Origin of the sequence: Micromonospora sp. HB375, from assembly GCF_017872985.1 — a bacterium.
Taxonomy (GTDB): Bacteria; Actinomycetota; Actinomycetes; order Mycobacteriales; family Micromonosporaceae; genus Micromonospora; species Micromonospora chalcea.
Map to the genome: position 1 here is coordinate 2,036,072 of NZ_JAGGJO010000001.1, position 21,571 is coordinate 2,057,642.

Annotated in this window: 9 protein-coding genes and 1 pseudogene; 7 read left to right on the plus strand and 3 right to left on the minus strand. The window is 64.3% G+C overall.

Annotation, left to right across the window (positions count from 1 at the left end; translation table 11 throughout):
* Positions 1–141: 141 nt before the first annotated feature.
* Positions 142–336, minus strand: a pseudogene (locus tag J3R08_RS31970) (hypothetical protein); the annotation flags it as partial.
* 1,183 nt (positions 337–1,519) lie between these two features.
* Positions 1,520–1,987, minus strand: coding sequence for a hypothetical protein (locus J3R08_RS09595; protein ID WP_209960807.1), 468 nt, complete (start codon positions 1,985–1,987; stop codon positions 1,520–1,522).
* Positions 1,988–3,657: 1,670 nt separating this feature from the next.
* On the opposite strand from J3R08_RS09595, the gene J3R08_RS09600 reads away from it, so the two are divergent.
* Genes J3R08_RS09600 through J3R08_RS09610 form a run of 3 tightly spaced genes read left to right on the plus strand, consistent with a single transcriptional unit; the run spans position 3,658 to position 13,293 of the window.
* Positions 3,658–6,438 (plus strand): DNRLRE domain-containing protein, encoded by a 2,781-nt coding sequence (locus J3R08_RS09600; protein WP_209960808.1) that lies wholly within the window; start codon positions 3,658–3,660, stop codon positions 6,436–6,438.
* Positions 6,439–6,487: 49 nt separating this feature from the next.
* Positions 6,488–12,799, plus strand: a complete 6,312-nt coding sequence (locus J3R08_RS32390) for an RHS repeat-associated core domain-containing protein (RefSeq protein ID WP_209960809.1) — start codon at positions 6,488–6,490, stop codon at positions 12,797–12,799.
* 53 nt (positions 12,800–12,852) lie between these two features.
* Positions 12,853–13,293: a hypothetical protein gene (locus J3R08_RS09610; protein ID WP_209960810.1), complete on the plus strand. Its 441-nt coding sequence runs from the start codon at positions 12,853–12,855 to the stop codon at positions 13,291–13,293.
* Between the two features lie 625 nt (positions 13,294–13,918).
* On the opposite strand, the gene J3R08_RS09615 is transcribed toward J3R08_RS09610, so the two are convergent.
* Complete coding sequence (locus J3R08_RS09615; RefSeq protein ID WP_209960812.1) at positions 13,919–14,287, minus strand: cyclic-phosphate processing receiver domain-containing protein; 369 nt, start codon at positions 14,285–14,287, stop codon at positions 13,919–13,921.
* A gap of 86 nt (positions 14,288–14,373) precedes the next feature.
* On the opposite strand from J3R08_RS09615, the gene J3R08_RS09620 reads away from it, so the two are divergent.
* The 4 genes from J3R08_RS09620 (at position 14,374) to J3R08_RS09640 (ending at position 21,209) form a co-directional block, all read left to right on the plus strand.
* Entirely contained in the window at positions 14,374–14,526 is a 153-nt protein-coding gene (locus J3R08_RS09620) for a hypothetical protein (protein WP_209960815.1), read from the plus strand.
* A gap of 190 nt (positions 14,527–14,716) precedes the next feature.
* Positions 14,717–15,286: a hypothetical protein gene (locus J3R08_RS09630; protein ID WP_245254708.1), complete on the plus strand. Its 570-nt coding sequence runs from the start codon at positions 14,717–14,719 to the stop codon at positions 15,284–15,286.
* Between the two features lie 1,347 nt (positions 15,287–16,633).
* Positions 16,634–16,990 carry an IS110 family transposase gene (locus J3R08_RS09635; protein ID WP_374102403.1) on the plus strand — a complete coding sequence of 119 codons (357 nt, stop codon included), beginning with the start codon at positions 16,634–16,636 and terminating at the stop codon, positions 16,988–16,990.
* Between the two features lie 154 nt (positions 16,991–17,144).
* The gene (locus J3R08_RS09640) at positions 17,145–21,209 is read left to right on the plus strand and encodes an NACHT domain-containing NTPase (protein WP_209960817.1); all 4,065 of its coding nucleotides are present in this window, start codon (positions 17,145–17,147) and stop codon (positions 21,207–21,209) included.
* Positions 21,210–21,571 lie beyond the last annotated feature (362 nt).

Here is a 21,571-nt window from a genome sequence, read left to right on the forward strand (position 1 = left end):
CATCGTGGTCCCCGCCGCCGCGCAGGCCCGCCCCACCGAACGGAAGCTGGCTCCGCTGGACGTTCCCGGTCATCGACCGGCCGTTGCAGGCGGTCTCCTCGTGCCAGTTGAGGCCCTTCAGGAACACTGGCTCACCGTCTAGACCAGCCCGAGCAGCACCGGCACCGTGCCGCCTGCCAGATCCGCGAGCAGTAGCCGCCGGCCGAACGGCGGGCATTCCCGCCTGTGGCACCAGGACCAGCGGTAGCAAGCGGCCGTCACCAGCACCGTGGCCAGCAAGAAGTAGACGAGTCGCAGCCCGATGCCGAAGCCGAGACTGACCTGCCAGGCGGCGACGCTCTAGTACTCCAGCCGCACCTGGTGGAGCCGGAGTCTTCGCTGTTAGTGGGCTGTTCTGGCGCGGTATTGGTGTCGGCGTCGCCATCGTGACCATCGATGGATGTGGTCGAAGGGGCGGACGGTGGTGATCAGGCGTGCCAGCAGACGGCGGACCTCGCCGAGGGTGAGAGGGATGAGGCCGTCATCGGATTCGGTGCCCCCTTTTGGCCTGCGCGGCGGTGACGGCACTGAACAGCAGTCAACGGCACTCTATGTCGCCTGGTAGGGGAGTATCTGCAGGTCAAGGAAGTAAGGTCCTCGGAAGCATTCATGCCTTGCAGGTGGGTGCAGATTGGGTGCACGTTGGCGAAGTGGTCACCGCGCCCGAAGTGCTCATCGAGACCGCGCCGAATCGGGTGCCCTGACCTCCGGCGATACAGGCGAGTGGTTGGGCGTGACCTCCCAGAGAACTCCGAAGTGGTCAGGGTGCGCTGTTCCCCTTCCTGCTGGTGCCGACTGCCGTCGGGGATCCGTTGGCGCCGGTCGAGAGGGCCCTGCCGTATCGACGTATGGCTCTGGCTCGCGCCGTGCTCGCGTCGATGTGATTCCGAGGGCTGAGACTCGAATCCCACCAGCAACGCGCTGACCAGCGCTTCCTGGGCGGTGACCTCTTCGGCGTGCCCGAAAGCTTCAGCACCCGTGGCTCGATTTCGCAGGCCGACGACGTCCGCTCATGGCTCCCCTCTGTGTCAAGACATCGCAGGGAGCGGGGTTCTAAGCTGGGTCTCGGCGGGTCCGGGAAGTGACTTCTCCGAAGAGCCGGCTTGGGGATGCGAGTTGGTCACGCTGGAGTCTGTAGTCGTTCCCGGTGTCCTCCCGGGCCTGCCGCCACAACGTCGGGGTAACGTGGCACACGGCGACTTTGGGCGGTCGAAGGAACCGACGTCGCCCTGGGCCCGCTGGCCGTGGGGCTGTCTGCTCGGGTCCGGTCGTGTGATCGAAGCACCCGCTTGTGCCAGGCCGAGTCCTCGGGTGACCTTCCGGAGGCTCTGTCCCTTGGCGAGCAGAGCCTGGAGCTATTCGTAGCGGCTACGCCTTGGCGCACCTGCAGCCCTTGCTCCGCCGCATCAGCATCGGTATCGGCCGAGAGTTGGTGCAGGTTAGTACTGGCTGCCGGCGCCGGCTGCGTTTGCGGGGTGGCTTACGCGGAGGGTTCCGTGACGGCCTTGCGTACTTCGAGAAATTGGGTGGTGCGGTCGGCCTGCGGTCGGGACGAGAGGAAAACTACGACGCCCAGCGTCTGATCGTCGGCCCAGGCACAAACGATTAGGAAGACTTCGTCGGGTCGGCCACGGCCGCACCGTGCGGTGCCGCCCAGTTCCCCGGCGTCGACCGCCTCGTGGGAGTCGATGCGGTACGGCTGCAGCGCGCGCTCGATGGCCCCCTGCTGATCGGTGATGGTGCCGGATGCGCCGCTGATCAAGACAGCGTCGGCGTCCGGTCCCTTGTTCGCGTAGGGCCAGCCGATGGCGCTGGTTGGTTGGCCGACTTCCCGCTTGAGCTTGTCCAGGTGCCGTTGGGCCAATCCGATCCCTTCCCGGTCCATGCTCTTCGGTAGGCCGAGCAGGGTTTCCGGGGCACGCAGCTTGCGGGCCGCAGGGGAGGACATTGTCTGGGTCGGCGTGGTGGTTGGCTGAGAGGTACATGCGGTGCTCAGTAACAGGGTGGCCGCTCCAACCAGCGAGGCAATGGTGGTGGTCGGGAGCCACCGAGATTCAGTCCTAGCCATTGCAGTCACGTCCGTGGTTGATCGGGGACAGGCCAGCTGCTGCGCGGAGAGCATACGGCTCGCTGGTCGACGTGCTACGCGCGGCGTCATGCGTTGCCTGGCAGTGGTGGTCTGACCGCTGTGGCCTGCGTTGTCCTGCTGGTGATGGGGATACGGCACCGGTAGGCGGTGCGAAGACGGGAAGTGGCGGCGGGGCTTCGTGAGGGAGTAACTGTCGAAGCCGAGCCGGGTGCGCCAAGCGGCGCGAAGAGGGCGAGCAAGGGCGTGTGATCTTCTTGCCGGTCAGACCTCTCCGGCAACGCGGTTCGGGCCTTCCGGTGGGTGCAGACTGGGTGCAGGTTGGCGAAGTGGTCAGCGCGTCCGAAGTGCTCACTGGCGTCGAGCGGATAACAACGCCGTGGCCTGCGACGATGTGAGCGAGCGAGTAGGTATGACCTCCCAGAGAACTCCGAATTGGTCATCGCCGGTTGCTCCCCGCCTGCCTGTTGTCGGCTTGTCGTCCTGGGCTCGCCGACGCCGGTCGCCGGGGCGATCCTGCATCGACGTGCGGCTCTAGATCCGCCACGGCGGGGAGTTGGTAGGGATTCCGGCACTTGAGACTCGAGTCCCACTGGCAGCCATCTGGTCAGGCCTTCCTGGGCGGTGACCCCTTCGGTGGGGCTGAAGTGGTCGGGCGAGGCCGCGTCCGGTTGGTGTTCGGCCAAGCATCGACGCGACTGGGCCCGTGCCGTGGCTGCGCCGCCGTGAATAAGCGGAACAGTGGTCCGAACGGCTATCGCAGCCGGAGGGCGCCGAGTGCCGGTTCATCGTGGGCAGTGGGCGCGGTGCCGGTGGTTGTCAGAATCCTGCCGGCGTCGAGGGATGAGCCGATCGCGCTTCAGTCGGCGCTTGCTTCGTTACGTCATGTCATGACATCCCCGGAGGGCGTGTGGTTCTGAGTATTTATAGGCGTTTCGTGGTGGCAAGTTGTAACCGCTCTTTACAGAGACTGGTGCCGATCTCTAGCGTCTGCGTCGCCGGTCGGCATGATCACGGGGGGCGATGTGTTGCGGTGGCGGTTCAGTACGCGTGCGCGTGTCTTCGCTGGGAGACGTGCGTCTCTGGTGATGGCGGCTGTTCTGGCGGCGACATCTGCGGGGCCGGTGATCTTCGACCAGTCGGCGGCGACGGCGGAGGCCGGCTCCGCCGCGGCGGCCTCTGCGCAGAGCGGTGTGCTGCAGGCGGCGGATGAGGCGTCGGCGATGCGGTTGGCGTATCGCAGCCGTAAGCCGGTGCTGGTGTCGGACGCGACGACGGAGGTGTCGCGGTCGTGGGCGCAGCCGGACGGAACCGTGCGCGCGGAGTTGTCTGCGGCGCCGGTGCGGGCCAGGAACGCCGCGGGGCAGTGGGCGGATCTCGACCTGGCGTTGCAGCGGCGTTCGGACGGCAGTGTCGCTCCGAGGTTGGACGCGCGTGGGTTGTGGTTGTCGGGTGCGCGGTCCGCGGATGCGGATGCGCTGGTGGCGGCCGGTAGTGGTGCCTCTCGGGTGGCGTTGGGGTGGCGTGGTGTGTTGCCGGAGCCGACCCTTGACGGCACGACGGCCACCTATGCCGAGGTGAAGCCGGGCGTCGATCTGATGGTCGAGGCGCGCCGGTCTGGTTTCGCGTACTCGTTCCGGGTGAAGACGCCGGCGGCGGCTGCGTCTGTCTCGTCGATCAGTCTGCCGTGGTCGGTGGGTGCTGGTGCGGCGGCGGCGCGCTCGGCGGTGACGGCTGCCGGTGGCGCGCCGGTGACGGTGTCGCAGGGTGAGATGTGGGACGCGCGGACGTTGTCCTCTGGCGAGCCGCAGCACCGGGCGGACGTCAAGGTCGCGGCGGTGGCGACCGGTCGCGGCGTCGATCTGGTGATGACTCCGGACCCGGTCTTCTATCAGGATCCGAAGGTGACGTACCCGGTGACGATCGATCCGTCGGTGAATCTGGGGCCGGCGTTCGACGGGTATGTGCAGGACACGATCGCGAATACCGACAAGTCCGGCGACACGACCCTGAAGTTGGGGTACGTCGTCGACGCGAACGAGGGCTGCCCTTCGGGATGTAAGGCGCGGACGCTGATGAACTTCCAGCGGCTGGGTGGCCTCGACGGCGCGCAGGTGATCAGCGCGGAGCTGTTCCTGTGGAACTACCACTCCTACTCCTGCACTCCGGCGGGTTGGGAGTCGTGGCTGGTCAGTTGGGCTGACTCGTCAGCTCGCTGGGGGAACCAGCCATCGTGGCTGGAACGTGATGGCACCTCCACCGGTACCAAGGGCTACGGGGGATGCGCCGACGGCTGGGTGTCGGTGTCGGTGAAGAAGTCCTTCCAAGCCGCCTTCGACTCGGTGGAGCAGCAGTGGGCGCTGATCGGGCTGCGGGCGTCGAGCGAGTCCAGCAGCGCCGGCTGGAAGAAGTTCAACTCGTCGGAGGCGTCGGCGAACACCCCGTACGTGACGTTGGTGTACAACCGGACGCCGAACGTGCCCACCGGTCCGAAGATCGATTCCTGCTACTCGGCGTGTAGTTCGCCGGCGGTGGTGCGCTCGGGGACACCACAGCTCACGGCCACCGTGTCAGACCCGGACGGGGGCACCCTGCGGGCGGAGTACGCGGTGTTCAACAGCACCAAGGGCACGTTGATGGCGAAGTCCGGCACGGCGGTCACCGGCGTCGCGTCAGGCACGGCCAGGCCATGGAAGGTCGTGCCCTTGTCGGGCAAGACGCTGCCGGACGGGGTCTACTTCTGGCGGGTGCGAGCCTGCGACGCGACCACGTGCAGCGACACCACGGGTTGGTTCCAGTTCACCGTCAACACGCAGGATCCGTCACTGCCGTCGGTGTCGGCGACCACCTATCCACCGAAGGACACCGGCACGTGGAACGGCGGCCCCGGTCAGGCCGGTTCGTTCACCTTCGGACCGGGGTCGGCCAGCGACGTCAGCGAGTACATCTACTCGGTCAACCAGGGCAACGCGGTGACGGTGGCGGCCGGCGCCCCGCAGGCGGAGAAGTTGACCGCCAACCAGCAACAGGTGTCGTCGAACCTGACCGGCTTCACCGCCGGCGGCTACGCCACAATCGCCCGTTCCACAGCGCGTGGTCACAACAGCTCCGACTCGCTGCAGATCACCCCGACGGCCACCGGCGGCACGGCGGGAGCGCCGTTCACCTACGCCACGGTCGGCGGGGACAACGGCGGTCTGCGGCTGGGCATGCAACCCGGCAAACGCTATCTGGTCACCGGGTGGATCTACGTGCCGGCGTCGACGGGCCTGACCGTCACCGACTGGCGAGGGTTGGCGATCGTCCCGATCTACATGAACGCCGGCAGCTACACCACCCTCGCCTCGAACCGCCCGACCGCGACCGACACGTGGCAGAAACTGTCGATCGTGGTCACCGTCCCGTCCACCGCGACGGAGGCGTTCGTGCGCCTCTACAACGGCATGACCCCGGGCTCGGGAAAGACCGTGTTCTGGGACGACCTGTCGCTGCGGGAGGTGACCGGCACGAGCACCGTCGAGTCGATCACCCCGGTGCGTGACGGGCTCAACGTGTTGCAGGTGCAGTCCCGCAACGCCGCCGGCGCCACCTCCGACCCCCGGGTCTACGAGTTCCTGGTCACCCCGAGCAGTAACTCCTGGGCCTGGACCTTCGACGACGACCAGGGCAAGGACGCCGCCTCGGTTCCGGCGGGCTTCCCCGCCGTCTACAGCGGGACCACCGACCCGCACACCCGTCCGGGGCGGGTTGACGCGGCAGCGGCGACCCTGGACGGGACCGGCGTGTTCACCACCGCCTCACCGGTGCTCAACACCTCCGCGGTCAGCGGCTTCACCGTCGCCGCGTGGGTCAGGATCCCCGACGACACGGCGCTGGCCGCGCCACACACCGCGGTGGCGCAGAACGGGGTGGCGACGAGCATGTTCACTCTCGGCTACCGCACCGACCGCGACGTCACCGGCGACGGCACACCCGATCCGGCGTGGTGCTTCACGGTCGCGACCAGCGATTCGGTGACCAGCGGCCGTACAGGAGCGTGCACCGGCGATTACGTCGCCCCGGGGGACTGGGTCAGCCTCGTCGGCTCGGTGGACCCCACCAACGGCCTGATCACCCTTTACGTCAACGGCCCCGATTTCATCGGCGGCACGAAGGCCACCGCCGCCTATGTGGGTGGCTGGTCGGCGATCGGCCCGCTCACGCTCGGCGGTGGATTCACCGGCACGGAGCGGTGGCTGGGCGATGTCGACCACGTCTACGCCAGCCAGTACGTGTGGGACGAATTCGACGTCCTCCAGTTCGCTTTCCAGTGATCCGCTCTGGTTTCCCGCGTCTGCCCGGTCATCGCAGGAAGGACCGTCCGTGACCTCCTCCCCATCCGCTCTCCGAGCGGCCTCCCGACGCCGGCTGTCGCAGGCGCGCACCCCGATCGCCGCGATGATGGCCATCATCATGGCGGTGACCACCGCCCAGGTCCCGGCTGATGCGGCAGGCGCGGCGCCGTGGAAGCCTCCCAAGCCGAAGGACGTCACGGGAGTGGCGGTCAAGCCGCTCAAGCACACGGTGCGGCCCTCCTGGACCGCCGGAGCGCGTGAGGTCCGCGCCGCGGGCACGGCGGCTCGCTGGCCGCAGGCGGGCACGGCGACCGTCGACCTCACCACCGGAGTCCGGCAGCGCGCCGGCGCGCTGCCGGTCTGGGTCAGCCCGCACGCGGGACGCGCACGGGCCTCCGCCGCTGGTGAGGAAGCGGTCGGCCAAGTGACGGTCAGCCTGGCGGACAAGGCCGCCGCCCGTAGCGCCGGGGTGTCGGGGCTCGTGCTCGACGTGCGACGCGCCGACGGCCGCCGAGACGGCGGCGCTGTCGATCTGACGGTGTCCTACCGTGATGTCGCCGCCGATCGCGGCGGTGACTGGGCGTCGCGGCTGCGGCTGGTGTCCCTGCCCGACGGTACGCCGCTGCCCAGCACCAACGACGCCGCCGCCAAGACGGTCAGCGCCACCGTCACGCTGTCACCATCAGCGCGGGTGGCGCTGGCAGCCGGTGCCTCGGGCGACAACGGTGACTACTCCGCGACGTCGTTGTCAGCGGCGAGCACGTGGCAGGTCTCCGAGCAGACCGGGGCGTTCTCCTGGTCGTACCCGGTCAGTGTCCCGCCGGTGCCCGGCGGCCTGGCGCCGGCCCTGAGCATGTCCTACTCGTCGGCGGCGGTGGACGGACTCACCGGCGGCACGAACACGCAGGGTTCATGGATCGGTGACGGGTGGAGCATGTGGCCCGGCTACATCGAACGCAAGTTCAAGGCCTGCGCCGACGACAAGGATCCGATCCGCGGTAAGAACGCCAACAACGGCAGCGTGTCCGGCGGTGACCTGTGCTGGTACAAGCCGGAGGGCAATGCCACCGTCTCGCTCAACGGCCAGGCCACCGAACTGGTGAAGTCCAGCGGCAACACTTGGAAGGGCGTCACCGACGACGGGTCGAAGATCGAGCTGGCCACCGACACCAGCAACGACGACAACAACAACGAGTACTGGAAGATGACCACACCTGATGGCACCCAGTACTACTTCGGCCGCAACCACGGCGGCGGTGGCAGCTCCGGCGCCACGACCACGAACTCCACCTGGACCGTGCCCGTCTACGGCAACCACCCCGACGAGCCCGGCTACAACACCAGCGGATTCGCCGCATCCCGCGCCACCGAAGCCTGGCGGTGGAACCTCGACTACGTCGTGGACACCCACGGCAACACGATCACCTATTTCTACGGCAAGGAGCCCGGCGCCTACGGCCGCGAAGGCGACAAGAACAAGCGCACCACCTACGACCGCGGCGGCTACCTCACCAAGGTCGAATACGGCAACCGCACCGACGCACCCGTCACCACCTACGCCGCCGCCCGTGTGCTCTTCGACCACGACGACCGCTGTGTCAGCTCCTGCTGGTCGGGCAGCACCGCCATCCAGGCGTCCTGGCCCGACACCCCCTGGGACCAGTACTGCACCGCCGCGCCGTGCACCGAGCAACTGTCGCCGACGTTCTGGACCAACCAGCGACTCAACATGATCACCACACAGGTGCAGTCCGGCACCGGCGCCACCTACAGCACCGTCGACGAGATCTCCCTGCGCCACACCTACCTGCAGTCCGGTGACGTGGGCGCGTCACCGATGTGGCTGAAGGGCATCACCCGCACCGGCAAGGTCACCACCGCCGGCGGCGCCGAAGCCACCGTCCCCGAGATCGTCTTCGACCCCGGCGCCGACCCCCTCGCCAACCGCGTGGACGGGCCGGCCGACGGACGCTCCAACCTGTTCCGTTACCGCATCAACACCGTGACCACCGAATCCGGCGCGCAGTACGGAATCACCTACTCAAAACCCGAGTGCACGCGGGGCAACACGCCGGCCGTGGCGAGCAACACCAAGCGCTGCTTCCCGCAGTACTACGGGCCCAAGGGCGAAGAGCCCACCCTGGACTGGTTCCACAAGTACCGCGTCGACCGCATCGACGTCTACGACAACACCGGCGGCTTCACCCACGAACAGATTAATTACGACTACCTCGACACCCCCGCCTGGCACTACGACAACTCCGAGCTCACCGACGAGAAGAAGCGCACCTGGAGCGAGTTCCGCGGCTGGGGAAAGATCCGCGTGCGCACCGGCCTGGAATCCGGCGTCCAGTCCGCCACCGAGTACCTCTACTTCCGGGGCATGGACGACGACAAACAGCCCACCGGCACCCGCGATGTGTGGATCACCGACTCCCAGAACGGCACGGTTGAGGACCACGACGCCTACGCCGGCATGATCCGCGAGGAAACGACCCTTCTCGGCGTGGGCGGCAGCTGGATCTCCGGCACCATCACCACCCCGGTCAAGCAAGGCCCCACCGCCAGCTCCGGCAACCTCAAAGCCTGGATGACCAACACCGGCACCACCCGCAGCCGGCTCAAGCTGTCCACCGGCGCCACCCGCTGGACCAAGACCGTCACCAGCTACAACAGCGACAACCTGCCCACCCAGGTCGACGACCTCGGCGACGAATCCACCACCGCGGACGACCGCTGCACCCGCACCTGGTACGCCCGCAACCCATCCACCTGGCTACTCGGCCTACCCAAGCGCACCGAAGCCGTCGGCGTCGACTGCGCCGCCACCCCCACGCTGCCCGCCGACATGCTGTCGTCGACCCGCACCACCTACGACAACGCCGCCAACAACTGGGACACCGATCTCCCCGTCTACGGCAACGTCGCCAAAACCGAGGCCATCGACCGGTGGAGCGGCACCACGCCCACCTGGATCACTACCGGCCGCTGGACCTACGACTCCTACGGCCGGGTAAAAGACAGCTACGACGCTCTCGACCGCAAGACCGCTACGACCTACACCCCCGCCACCGGCCCGGTGACCAGCGTCTCGGTCAAGAACGCCCTCGATCAGACCACCACCACCAGCTACGCCCCGGCGTGGAACCTGCCCACCGCCATCGTCGATGCGAACGGCATCCGCACCGACCTCGCCTACGACGGACTCGGCCACCTCACCAAGGTGTGGCTACCCGGACGCGACAAGGCCACCTATCCCAACGCGCCGAGCACCGAGTACACCTACCTGCTGCGCAACACCGCCGCCACCGCCGTCACCACCAAGACCCACAATCCGCTCGGCACCAGCAACTACGCCACCTCGATCACCCTCTACGACGGCCTGCTGCGCGCCCGCCAAGTGCAGACTCAGGCACCCGGCGGCGGACGGACACTCACCGACACCGTCTACGACTCCCGCGGCCTGCTCGACTGGTTCACCGCCCCCTACTACGACAAAACCAACACCGCCCCCGACACCACCGTCTACGGCGGCGCCGGCACCCCCGCCGTGCCCGCCCTGACCCAAAACGTCTACGACGGCGCCGGACGCCTCACCGATGCCATCTTCAAGGTCGGCGTCAACGAGACCACCAACGAAAAGTGGCGCACGACTACCCGCTATCAGGGCGAGAAGACCAGCGTCACCCCACCGCTCGGCGGAGTCGCCACCACCACGATCACCGACGCCCGCGGCCGCACCACCGCGCTGCGCCAGTACAAGAACCCGGCCGACGTCGGCAGCGACACCGCCGCCACCTTCGAGCAGGCCCGCTACACCTACACCGACCGCGACGAACTCGCCTCACTCATCGACCCGGCGACGAACACCTGGCGATACACCTACGACCAACGCGGCCGCAAGATCCGCGACGACGACCCCGACCGCGGCACCACCACCTACACCTACGACGCCGCCGGACAGCTCACCACCACCAAGGATCACCGCCAGACGATCCTCGCCTACACCTACGACGACCTCGGCCGGAAGACCACCATCCGCGACGGCTCCATTACCGGCCCGATTCGAGCCAAGTGGGTCTACGACACCCTGACCTACGGCATCGGCAAGCTCACCAGCTCCACCCGCTACGAACCCGCCGGCAGCACCAACGCCTACACCAACGAAACCCTCACCCTCGACCCCGCCGGCCGCCCCCTCACCACCCAGGTCACCATCCCTCCGAGTGAAGGCGGCCTCTGCGCCTCCGGAACCCTCACCCCCTGCAGCTACCAGTACGCCACCGCGTACCGGCCCAACGGCCAGGTAACCAACGTCGAACACCCCGCCGCCGCCGGCCTGGCCAAGGAAAAGGTGGCTCACGGCTACAACGACATCGGCCAAATCACCGGCCTCGTCTCCGCAGCGCAGATCTACACCGCCATCACCTACAACAAGCTCGGACAGATCACCCAGCAGACCCTCGGCCAGGTCGGCAAACAGGTCCAGATCACCAGCACCATCGACGAGAACACCGGCCGCGTCACCAACACCTCCGCCATCCCCACCCTCAAACCAGAAATCTTCAACCTCGGCTACACCTACGACAACGCCGGCAACCTCACCAAAATCAACGACACACCCGCCGGCGGTAGCACCGACACCCAGTGCTACACCTACGACTACCTCCGCCGCCTCACCGAGGCATGGACCCCCACCAACGCCGACTGCGCCCCCGCCTCACGCACCACCGCCAACCTCGGCGGACCCGCGCCCTACTGGCACAGCTACACCTACCAACCCGGCACCGACAACCGCGCCACCGAAACCCAACACACCGCCACCCCACTCACCCGCACCTACACTTACCCCGCACAAGGCGGCGCGCCCGGCACGCATCCCCACGCCGTCACCACCATCACCAACAGCGGCGCCAACACCACCACCGCCACCTATACCTACGACGAAACCGGCAACACCAAAACCCGACCCGGTCCCACCGGGACCCAAACCCTCACCTGGGACCCGGAAAACCACCTCGCCACCACCCAAGACACCACCGGCACCACCAGCTACCTCTACGACGCCGACGGCAATCGCCTCATCCGCAAAGACCCCACCGGCGCCACCCTCTACCTCCCCGGCGGGACCGAGGTCCGCAAACCAACTTCTGGTGCCGCCACCGCAACCCGCTACTACACCGGCCCCGGCGGCACCATTGCCACCCGCACCTCCACCGGCACCCTCCACTGGATCGCCAGCGACCACCACGGCACCGCCGAAACCACCATCACCAGCACCGACCTCACCGCCAGCCGGCGCCGCAGCCACCCCTTCGGCACCGAACGCGGCACCACCACCGGCACCTGGCCTACCACCATGGACAAAGGCTTCGTCGGCGGAACCAAAGACAACACCGGCCTCACGCACCTCGGCGCACGCGAATATGACACTAGTATTGGCCGCTTTATCAGCGTTGATCCGGTCTTGAACCCGAGAGACCCGCAGCAGTGGAATGGGTATGCCTACGCCCACCACAACCCGGCAACCTCAAGCGACCCCTCGGGCCTCATCGACCCGGACTGCCTTACAGTGGCGAGTTGTCCTGACTACCGGATGGGTGACGAGAAGGGTAATCGTGCGAGAAAGGCAAAGGATCGCAAAGCTTGTTGGCCGATGTGCTCCGGTTCCAAAAGAATATCCAGGCCCGTAACTCGAGTTAAGTCATTTCCGGAAGGGTGTGATGATCGCAATCCAAATGTGCCTTGTAGCAATTCAGAGACAGGTCAGTGGACGGACGACCTGGCGGGAATTGGTATGTTTTCGGATTCAATCATTGCGGCTGCCTGGCGGGCGAAAATCGATCCTCGAGTTCTGCTGGCGATCATCCTGACCGAGAGTCGCTTGTGGTACAAGTATGGTGCCGGGTGGCGCATGGAGGGCGACTTCTTGAAGTCGATTTGGTGGAAGGCCACTGGCAAGTGGAAGAATGGCATGGGGCCGTCGATTGGTATTGGTCAGATGAAGGAGCCGACCTTCAATGAACTCGCCGGCCGTCACTCTGAGTTGAGTGGATCGGAATGGTCTGACCTGAAAGGCGACGACGACCTTGCGTTTCTCGCGACGGCCTTGCTGCTTGGCGATCTCATGAAGACTTTACCGGAGGGGGGGAGTGCGAACGCTAGTGGAAATTTCCGTCAAGACCAGATGGCGGCCTATGGCTACAATGCCGGTTCGGTGAACATGAAAAGCGCCGCGAGCGGGTCGACTATGGACACCGATTATATCGGCAGGTATAATGAAAACTTTGCGCGAGCTGACAATTTGTTCTGCAAGTCGGGGTACTTCATATGTCGATGAATCGTGGGCGATGGGTGCTTGTTGCCCTCTTGGCTTTCCTGGTGGTTGCCTCCGTGGCGGTCTTCCTCGGTCGGGCCTGGCTGCTACCCTCCGCTGCCGAGAAAGCTACCAAGGAGTCTGCACTTCAGGTTTACGTGCAGGGCTTTGCCAAGACGTCTTCAATGTGCTGCGAAGGGACCAGTGATCGTCCATCTCAAACGGACTATTATTATGGCCCTTCTCAGGCGGATATAAAAGCTGCTATCGTGCTCCCGCGCGACGCTCGCATCGAACCGCCCTTGATTGAAGATAAAGGAAGCTCGCTATTTCAGGAAATTGGACACGTGGGCTTCTCTGGAGTAGGCGGGGGCAAATGCTTTGCGGTAGTATCGCGGTTGTCTCAAAGGGTGGTGGTTGACAACTACGATCTAAATGCTCAGCAGGCGGCGGCTGTCTTGGATGGTAAGGGTACGGTTGTTTCGATCGGCGTCGGCTGCTACTTCGAGAAGCGCTAACTTGATCTTTAACCCCCTGAGGTCCCGCGGGTACCCCGAACGATCACGGAACAGCCCTTGGTCGATGATCTTCTTGTCTAGGGAAGAACACCAATAGCCAAGGGCTGTTCTGGTGACCAGTGTGCATGATTGTGGTCCGGCTGATGCCGTCGGGGACCCGGGCCAGGCATGGCGCGCTCTTCTGGCCGCAAGTCGAGCCCTCGTCGTGCACGTGCGCTGAGTCGGGCGTGCGCGCCCCGCCGATGTGAGGGTGGTTGATCATGCCGTCTGTTCGACCCCGAGGCGATCGCGGAGTCAGTGGATTGTGGCGGTGAGGCGTTGCAGGGCGGCGTGAGCGGGTGGACCCCAGGTGGGTTTGCCGCCGGGGCGGCCGTGGACGCCGGCCGGCTGATCCTCGTTAACGTGGTGGGTTGCTGGTTCTACCTGCGGCAGCCCACGTTCATCGGCACCGGGCAGAGCTACTGGATCGATCACGAGACCAGCGAACTGTGCGTCGACCGCGGTGCTGCCCGCGTCACCCGGCACGCAGGTTGGATGTGTCGGTAGCTGAGATCCAAGGCTCGATAAGTGTTCCGGATCCGCCACAGGCGAAGAACGACTGTACGTGACGGCGTGGCCGGATCGATCAGCTCGCGGGAGGACCTTTGTCGTAGCCGACGTCTGAGCAACCCGACGCGACGTGGACCCGGTAACCCCAGCGCCTCAGGACAAGCGCGATTCTCGCGGCACCGCCCGGGTTGGCGGAATGGACGACGACCACACCGATGTTGAAGGGGCGGTCGTCGAAGGCGGCCTGTTCCAGGACCTCTACCACTGGCCAGATGGTGTCGTCGCCGCCCAGGTCGTGGTCCAGCCACAGCTCGTCCAGCCGACCATCTCGGTAGCGGGTAAGAAGCTCGACTCCGGCAGCGCTCGTACGGGCCACCTCCGCGCGGCGGCTATCGACGAATGACCGAAGGTCATCGATCAGAGCGATCGCTCGTCGGGCGTTCACCTGGTCATGATGCGCGGGCACCGCCACACGTCGCCATCCGGTTTCGCTGGCGGAGCAGGCGCCGAGAGCTGTCGGAGGGTGTTGCGGTGATCCAGGCGGGTGGCGAAGCCGCGGGATTCGGGGCATCCGGCGTGGCGGGCGCGGTTGATCCAGGTGTCGAGGTGCTGCTCGGTGCCCTGGTGGCGGACCAGCCCGGCGGACCCGCGGGCGAAGCCGGCGACGGTATCGAGGTCCGGTGACGTGGCGGGCCGGACAGCGCCCCGCTCCCCAGGAGGGCGGGGTCGTCAACTGCAACCACCTCAGTCGTCGACGTTGCCCCAGAGAGCACAAACGCCAGGGTCCGGCCGAGGCCGTCGCAGGCGAGGTGAATCTTGGTGGTAAGTCCACCTCGGCTTCAAACCGACGTTGCTGGGTTCAAGCCCCGATGGCATGGTGATTCCGGTCAACCTTGGCCTGCTGGCGGCGCGAGCGCCGGTATCGGTCAGGCGTCGGGCGGCTGGATTGGGCTGTCATGATGACGACGTGTTGTCCTGGACCCGGCCGTATGAAGATCCGATGCGGCTCTTCACCGGCACACTGGCGGTGCTCGGTACGTTGCTCTTCGCGTTTGTTGCTTTTCAGGCGGCCGCTCACTGGCAGCAGGTTCGGTTGGCTGCGGTGTTGGCATTCGCTGGATTCGCGACGGTATGGCTCACCTTCGCATGGCGGTTTCACCGTACTGCGCTCGTGGTCAGTCGATCGGGGGTTCGGGTGCGCTGGCTGTGGCGGACGCGCACGATCGTGTGGGAGCAGGTTCGAGGGTTCCACAGCGGTCCCGATTGGCTGGTGCAGGAGCGGCTGTGGTTGCAGCTGTGCGACGGGACAAAGGTTCGGACCCCGGTCCGGAGGCGCCGCGCTGGCGTAAACCGCCTTCGCGACGGCGGCACGGTTCTCGCATCAGAACGCTACGAGGAGCTGCTTGCGGACCTCGCGAGCTGGAAAGCGGGCGTACGTCGTTGAGTGCCCGTTGGTTGCCCTGGCCGGCTCTCGACAGTGACGGCTACCGACGTAGACGGCTGCAGCAATCGGTCCAGACGAGGCGGGTCGCCAGGCTCGGGCGCGGACAGTAGCCCAAGGTCGCGGACGGCCCCGCTGGCCGACGTGCTCAGAACTTGCAGGCGACAGCTCTAGCGCAAACGGTCGACGAGGGACTCGGCACAGCAACAACACTCGGCGTGCGATTCGGCATGCGCGAGCTGGGGTGCCGTTTAAGCGGGTGCGCCTGGCTGGCCATTGCCCGGAGGGAGCGGTCTGGGAGCTGAGGGACCCGGTGCAATCGAGGCGGCAACCGCGCCACAGCTGAGGACTCGGCACCGCGCGTCCAGTATCAACCCGGGCACCGTCCTGCGCGATATGGACCGCGACCGCCGACAAGATGCGCGGGGCCCGGAGCCCGGAGATTGGGGGAGCAGGCTGGGAGCAGACGGATGCAGTGAACGGCATTGAACAGCCGCCAACCGCACTGAACGGCGCTCAACTGCACCCACAATGACTTGCAGGTTCTCGTTGTTGCAGGTCAGAGTCGGTGCGGCGTCCTGCTTCACACCGAAGAGGTCACTGGTTCGATCCCAGTATCGCCCACGCAGGTCAAAGGCCACTTCCCGGCTTCGGGAGGTGGCCTTTCTGCTTGCGTACAGCAGCGGCGTCAGCGGACGGTCAGCCGAACCCTTTGCCAAGGCATGAGCCGCATCTGCAGTCGTGCCAGCGGGTCGGCTCGGCCGCCTCACCGACGCCAGTTCCCCTCCGCTTCGTTCCCGGCGGTCCGGAGACACACGAAGACCGGGTCGCCGCGGGGTGGACGAGTTGCCGAACGACCGCGGTTGGCCGCTGGAGTCCGAAGGAGGGGAAGGTGATGGGAGGGGTGGGGGTGAGGCATGGGCGGGGTCAGAGCTGCGCCTCCGGCGGGGGCCAGACGACTCCGAGATGGAGTTGCCGAACGCTTCCGGCGGGTGGGTGGTTTTGAGGTGGGGGGATGCTATCCCGCCAGCCACCGACCCAGGCATGCCCCGCGAGTGGCTCGCCAAGGAGCCGTCAAGGCCCGCACCGACGCCCTCAACCAGATGCGCGGCCTGGTCGCCGCCGCCCCCGAAAGTCTGCGAGCCCAGTTGACCAAGCTCAGCGCTGCCCTCCTGGTCAGCCGCTGCGCCGCACTACATCGACCCGGAGCATCTCAACGACCCCGAACAGGCCACCGCTACCGCCCTCACCGGACTCGCCCGACGGGTCACTGCCCTGACCGAGGAGATCACCACCCTCGACCGGCAGCTGGCACCCCTGGTCCGCCAGGCCGCACCCCGCACCAGCGCTCTGTTCGGTGTCGGCACCGACGTCGCAGCCCAACTACTCACCACCGCCGGCGACAACCCCGACCGCCTCCGATCAGAAGCCGCCCTGGCCCACCTCTGCGGAGCCGCACCCGTCCCCGCCAGCTCCGGACGAGTGCGCCGCCATCGCCTCCACCGAGGAGGCGACCGCGGCGCCAACCACGCCCTGCACATCATCGCCCTCTGCCGCCTGCGCTATGACCCACGCACCCGCGCCTACCAGCAACGACGCATCACCGAAGGCCTCAGCAAACAAGAGATCCTCCGCTGCCTCAAGCGCTACATCGTCCGCGACGTCTACACCGCCCTACGCGCCGACTTCACCGCCCTCACCCCTTGACCTCCACAGGAGCATCGGGATGGCAACCGAGGACGGGGCACGGCGCTCTTGTTCTCGTTGAGGCCAGCCATCGGACAGAAGCTGTGACCTTGTGGTGACAAAAGGTTACTGGAAGAATCTCTCCACCGGTTCAGCCTTAACGAGGGGCCCTGCAGTGGCAAAGGTAAAGGACATTGGCGCGGATTTCGCAATGGTTCGCGAAATTGTGAAGAGCGCCAGTGGCGAAACTCCGCTTATAAACTTCGTGGATAAGCTTTTCTCTGTTGGTTTAATCCTCTCTCCAGCAGTTCTTGGGCAGGCTGCCGTTCCGCTCTTGGCGTTATTCGACATGAAGAGCGATATGGTGAAAACCGTCTCTGATTTAGCGCGGAAGGTGGCAGGCTCAGGAGAGGACTTCCTGTCGCGTAGCCAATCGCTTGCGTCGGCGCATTGGTTGATAACCTACACCGCCTTCTTTAGTGCGGCTTCTGATTCTTTGGGTAACGCATTCAATGAGCTCGGATTGACGTCTGGCGAGCGTAAACTAATTCTTTACCGCTCCAGTGAGTCGAGTTCCATGCCTGTGCTGATCGAAGATGTCAGTGATGAAGTTGATGTACGAGATTACGGAAGCCTGCCGCCCGTATCACTACCGCATCCTGCGGCAACCTTCCAAGCAGAGGCAGATGCCCGCCTTCAGGCCTATGGCATCATGGCGAAGAATCTTATGCGCGTGCTTATGGAGCTCGAATCTTGGGGTAAGCGCAAGAAGGATAAAAAGCTGAAAGAAGCTTTTGAGAACCTCCCAAATCTTGCCGTACAGTACTATTTTGCCCAGTATCTTGACCTTATGCTTGACTTCAAAGACTTTTTCGGCTGGGCGACACTTTATGAGCATCAGAAGACGCAGGAGATGGTGGCAGGCGCTGCGGAAGACGTAATCGCCCACGTTGCTCTCGTCCAACAGACATCGTCTGGCATCGACCTAGGCATGCGAGGGCTCGCTGAGGCCATTAGGGCAATTTCAGACAGCCGCGCGCAGAGTCACACTGAACTGGAGCAAGTTGCGCAAGAGCTTGCTCTCGTCCACGAAGAAGCTGTGTCAGCACGAGTAATCAATGATGTTTACGCTGAAGCAAACGATGCGCCGGTTCTGACATATCCGACGAAGGCCGATGCTTTCGTTCCCCAGTCTTATAAGACGGTTCGGTATCTTGACTCGAAGTGCAATCTGGAGGACGAGCAGACCTGGTCAGGTTTGCCCTCAAAGGACGACCTGGGTAGCTTTCTCGTCCGCTACTTCTCGTCGCCATACAGCACGCAGTCGCCGCTGATCGTCCTAGGGCATCCTGGCTCAGGGAAATCACTGCTTACGGAGCTGATCGCGGCACGTCTTCTTCCGCCCGCGTTCAACACCGTGCGCATTGAGTTGCGCGACATTGATCCTGATACCGACATTCAGAGCCAGATAGAAAATCAAATTAGGGCAGACACTGGCCGCGATATCAACTGGAGCGCATACTCGTCCAGGCTGGTCGACAGTCCACCTTTAATCATTCTCGATGGGTACGACGAACTTTTGCAGTCGACAGGCAAGGTGTTCGCGAGCTACCTGGAATCGGTGCAGAGGTTCCAGACTCGCGAAGCGCTCATGAGGCGTCCTGTCCGGATCATAGTAACGAGCCGAATCACGCTGATAGACAAAGCCTCAATCCCGCTGGGCTCCACGATCGTAAGGCTGATGGAGTTCGATCGATCTAGGCGGGAGAAGTGGATATCAGTTTGGAATAGGACAAACGCGGCCTACTTCGCAGGCAGTGGAGTTAAATCCTTCAGCATCCCCGATGGCAGTCGGCTTCTCCACCTGGCAGAGCAGCCACTATTGCTCCTCATGCTTGCCATCTACGATTCTCGTGAGAATGAGCTAGGCAATTCGGACCTCGACCAAACGATGCTGTATTACAGCCTTCTCTGTCGGTTCATTGAGCGAGAAAGAAGCAAAGGAGAAGCCGGCCTACTGTTCAAGGCTCTGCGGCCCGACGAGCGCAAGAAGCTCGTTGAAGCCGACCTCTCCAGGCTTGGGGTCGCTGCCATTGGCATGTTTAACCGGCGTACCGTGCATACTCATCGTAGCGAGTTAGAGGCAGATATCAGCTACTTTGCTGAGGGGCGGGAAGTGCTTTCGATGAGCGGAGCACTTCTTTCCCAAGCGGATCTTCTGCTGGGCAGCTTCTTCTTCATTCACGAGTCCAAAAGTAAATCCGGAGACCCGGACGACGCATCTCAGGGCGTGCAGGCGGCATTCGAGTTCCTGCACAACACCTTTGGAGAGTTCCTTGCCGCAGACTTCATCCTCCGCAGACTCCTGCAGGAAGCCCAGGTTACCTCAGCCTTCAACTCGGCCGAGATCCTAGAGATAAAGCTGCGAGAGCAACTCGCTAGGCCTCACGACTTTTGGTTCGGATGTTTGTCCTTTACCGGCCTCCACACGCGGCCAGTTGTATTCGAGATGATGAGGGAATGGCTTCCCCACCGCCTCGAAGCAGACGGTCTGCCCAGAGACGAGATGATCAAATGCCTTCGATTGATCATCGACAGGCAGCTCTTCGAGGTAATTAATAGGATGCCGCCGAGCTGGTTTACTGCCGAGATTCACGACGCTCCGTTCGGCGCTTTCAGTCACCTTGGGCACCTCGCCGTATATAGCCTAAACCTTGTTCTGCTCGGTGCTCTAATATCGAAGGATGGTTATGAATTTACGATTAAGAGTACAAATTCGGATCCTGCCAGCGATGAAACCTCATGGATAAGTTTGGTTAATATCTGGCGATCTTGGTTCTCTTTGGATGAGCTTCTCGGGGTGGCTGCGATTATCGCCTGCACGGCTCAGTCTGACCGCGTTATCGTCGCGGCTAGGGAGCGTCTTGGATCACCGTCGAGTAGATCGAAGCTTGAAGCGATGGCGAATCTGTCTTTCGCGCTAGCCGACGATGTCAGCCATGTAGTAGCGGCTCTTGCGGTCGCCGATGCACATGGGCTATCCGCGAGACAGATCTCCGCTCTGAGGACGGATCAGCTGAAGCTGGGCGCGGATCTGAGTTTGGTGACTTCCGCGAGGGCTGCGAAAAGTGGTACCACCCCGGGGGGCGCTTGGCTTGAAATCACCCGTATGCGTGTACTCGACGCCCGGCTGCGTAGACAGGGCCCGCTTCCGATGGCACTGCTCGCCGCCTACGAAGTTATCTTGTCCGAGAAGCTATCCGGGAGCGTTCTACGTGATACTCACGTAATGGGACCAGATGGCACCAGTTGGCTAGCTACCCTCTCCCGGTATGAGGCAAACGTTGTGGTCTCCGCAAAGTCAGAGTTCGAGCCGCGTTGGCTCGATGCCGTCGCCCGCAACCTGCGTGAATTGGATTTCGACTCTAGCAGGCCTTTTCTGGCCCCTATTCTTCGTCAACTCCGCGTGCAGCATGTAGATACCCCCTTGAGTCTTATCGTTAATAGCTTGCTGAAGAAGGTGGTCCGGGCAAGATTGAGCTGCGAGGCTAGCGTCGAGCTCTTCCTTCTTTGTGATGCTTCAGGAGCCGAGGCAATAGAGCAGGCAGACGAGAATTTGGCGGGTAAGCTGGAGTCTTGGGAGAGTCTGGATCACGTTCCCCAAGACTCATTGATCGATCTCGTATGCGCTCTATTGAGGCGAAGCCGCCAGTCTCCGACTCGCCGGCGACTTAGGTCGGTTGTCGACGCCGCCCTGACTGGTGCGAGTTCACATAGACTTGCTCAAGGGATGTCGTTCGGGTTGTACTTGGCCGCCTATTCAGTCAGCTCAGTGGGGGGCAGGACTGCCGGCGGCGTGATTGCGCGGGCTATGGCGTCATCTCCTGCCATATACCAGCTTTACTATAGGCCTTCCTGCCTTCTCGCTCTACTCAGGGTTGCCCATGCGCGGAGGGATGCAAGCTTGGCATCTGCTGTGATTCTGTCGGAAGTCCGAACCCATCAAGGCTCGGAGGGTCTGAATGGTTACCTTCCGAAATGGTTGAGGCATGCCCTGAAAACCTTTACTGAGGAGGACGCGGACAGGTTTCTCAGCGTGCAACAGCGGCGGGACGTTGAGTGGTTCGTGCGTAGTGTGGGTGGCAGCTCCATGCCATGGAGTTCTGCTACGGCCGCGAGCACCATTCGGCCGCGCCGGGCACGGAAAGCAGCCGCAGAATTGGACAGCGGCATTTCCTAGTGCGGCCGGGGCTCGACCGCTCTTCGCTGTGTCAGCAAAGAGTCGGCAGAATTCCCGTGGCCATCCATCACGGGGCGACCGCCGACGACGCTTGGAGCACGCGCGACGTCAGCTCGCGGTGTCGGTTGTGAACCGGTGACAGGCGCGATCAACATTCACACCGACTTGTTTCATGGTGGCCGGAGATCGCGGTCTGCAGCCAGGATCTTCGAGGCGGTGGTCGGGGTCGCTCGCTGCACACCTGCCGCCTGTGGGCTGGCTTTTCTTCGGCCTGCGTCCCGGCCATCGCCGCTGGCGGGGAGTGGTTTGAGAAGGGCCTGTGGTGCTGAAAGTCAGTGTGCCCTCCTCGCTCGTCACAGGTT

Coding starts and splice junctions, on each gene's coding strand:
- J3R08_RS09595 (WP_209960807.1), bottom strand. CDS start 1,987: ATGTCCTCCCCTGCGGCCCGCAAGCTGCGTGCCCCGGAAACCCTGCTC.
- J3R08_RS09630 (WP_245254708.1), top strand. CDS start 14,717: ATGGTGATTCCGGTCAACCTTGGCCTGCTGGCGGCGCGAGCGCCGGTA.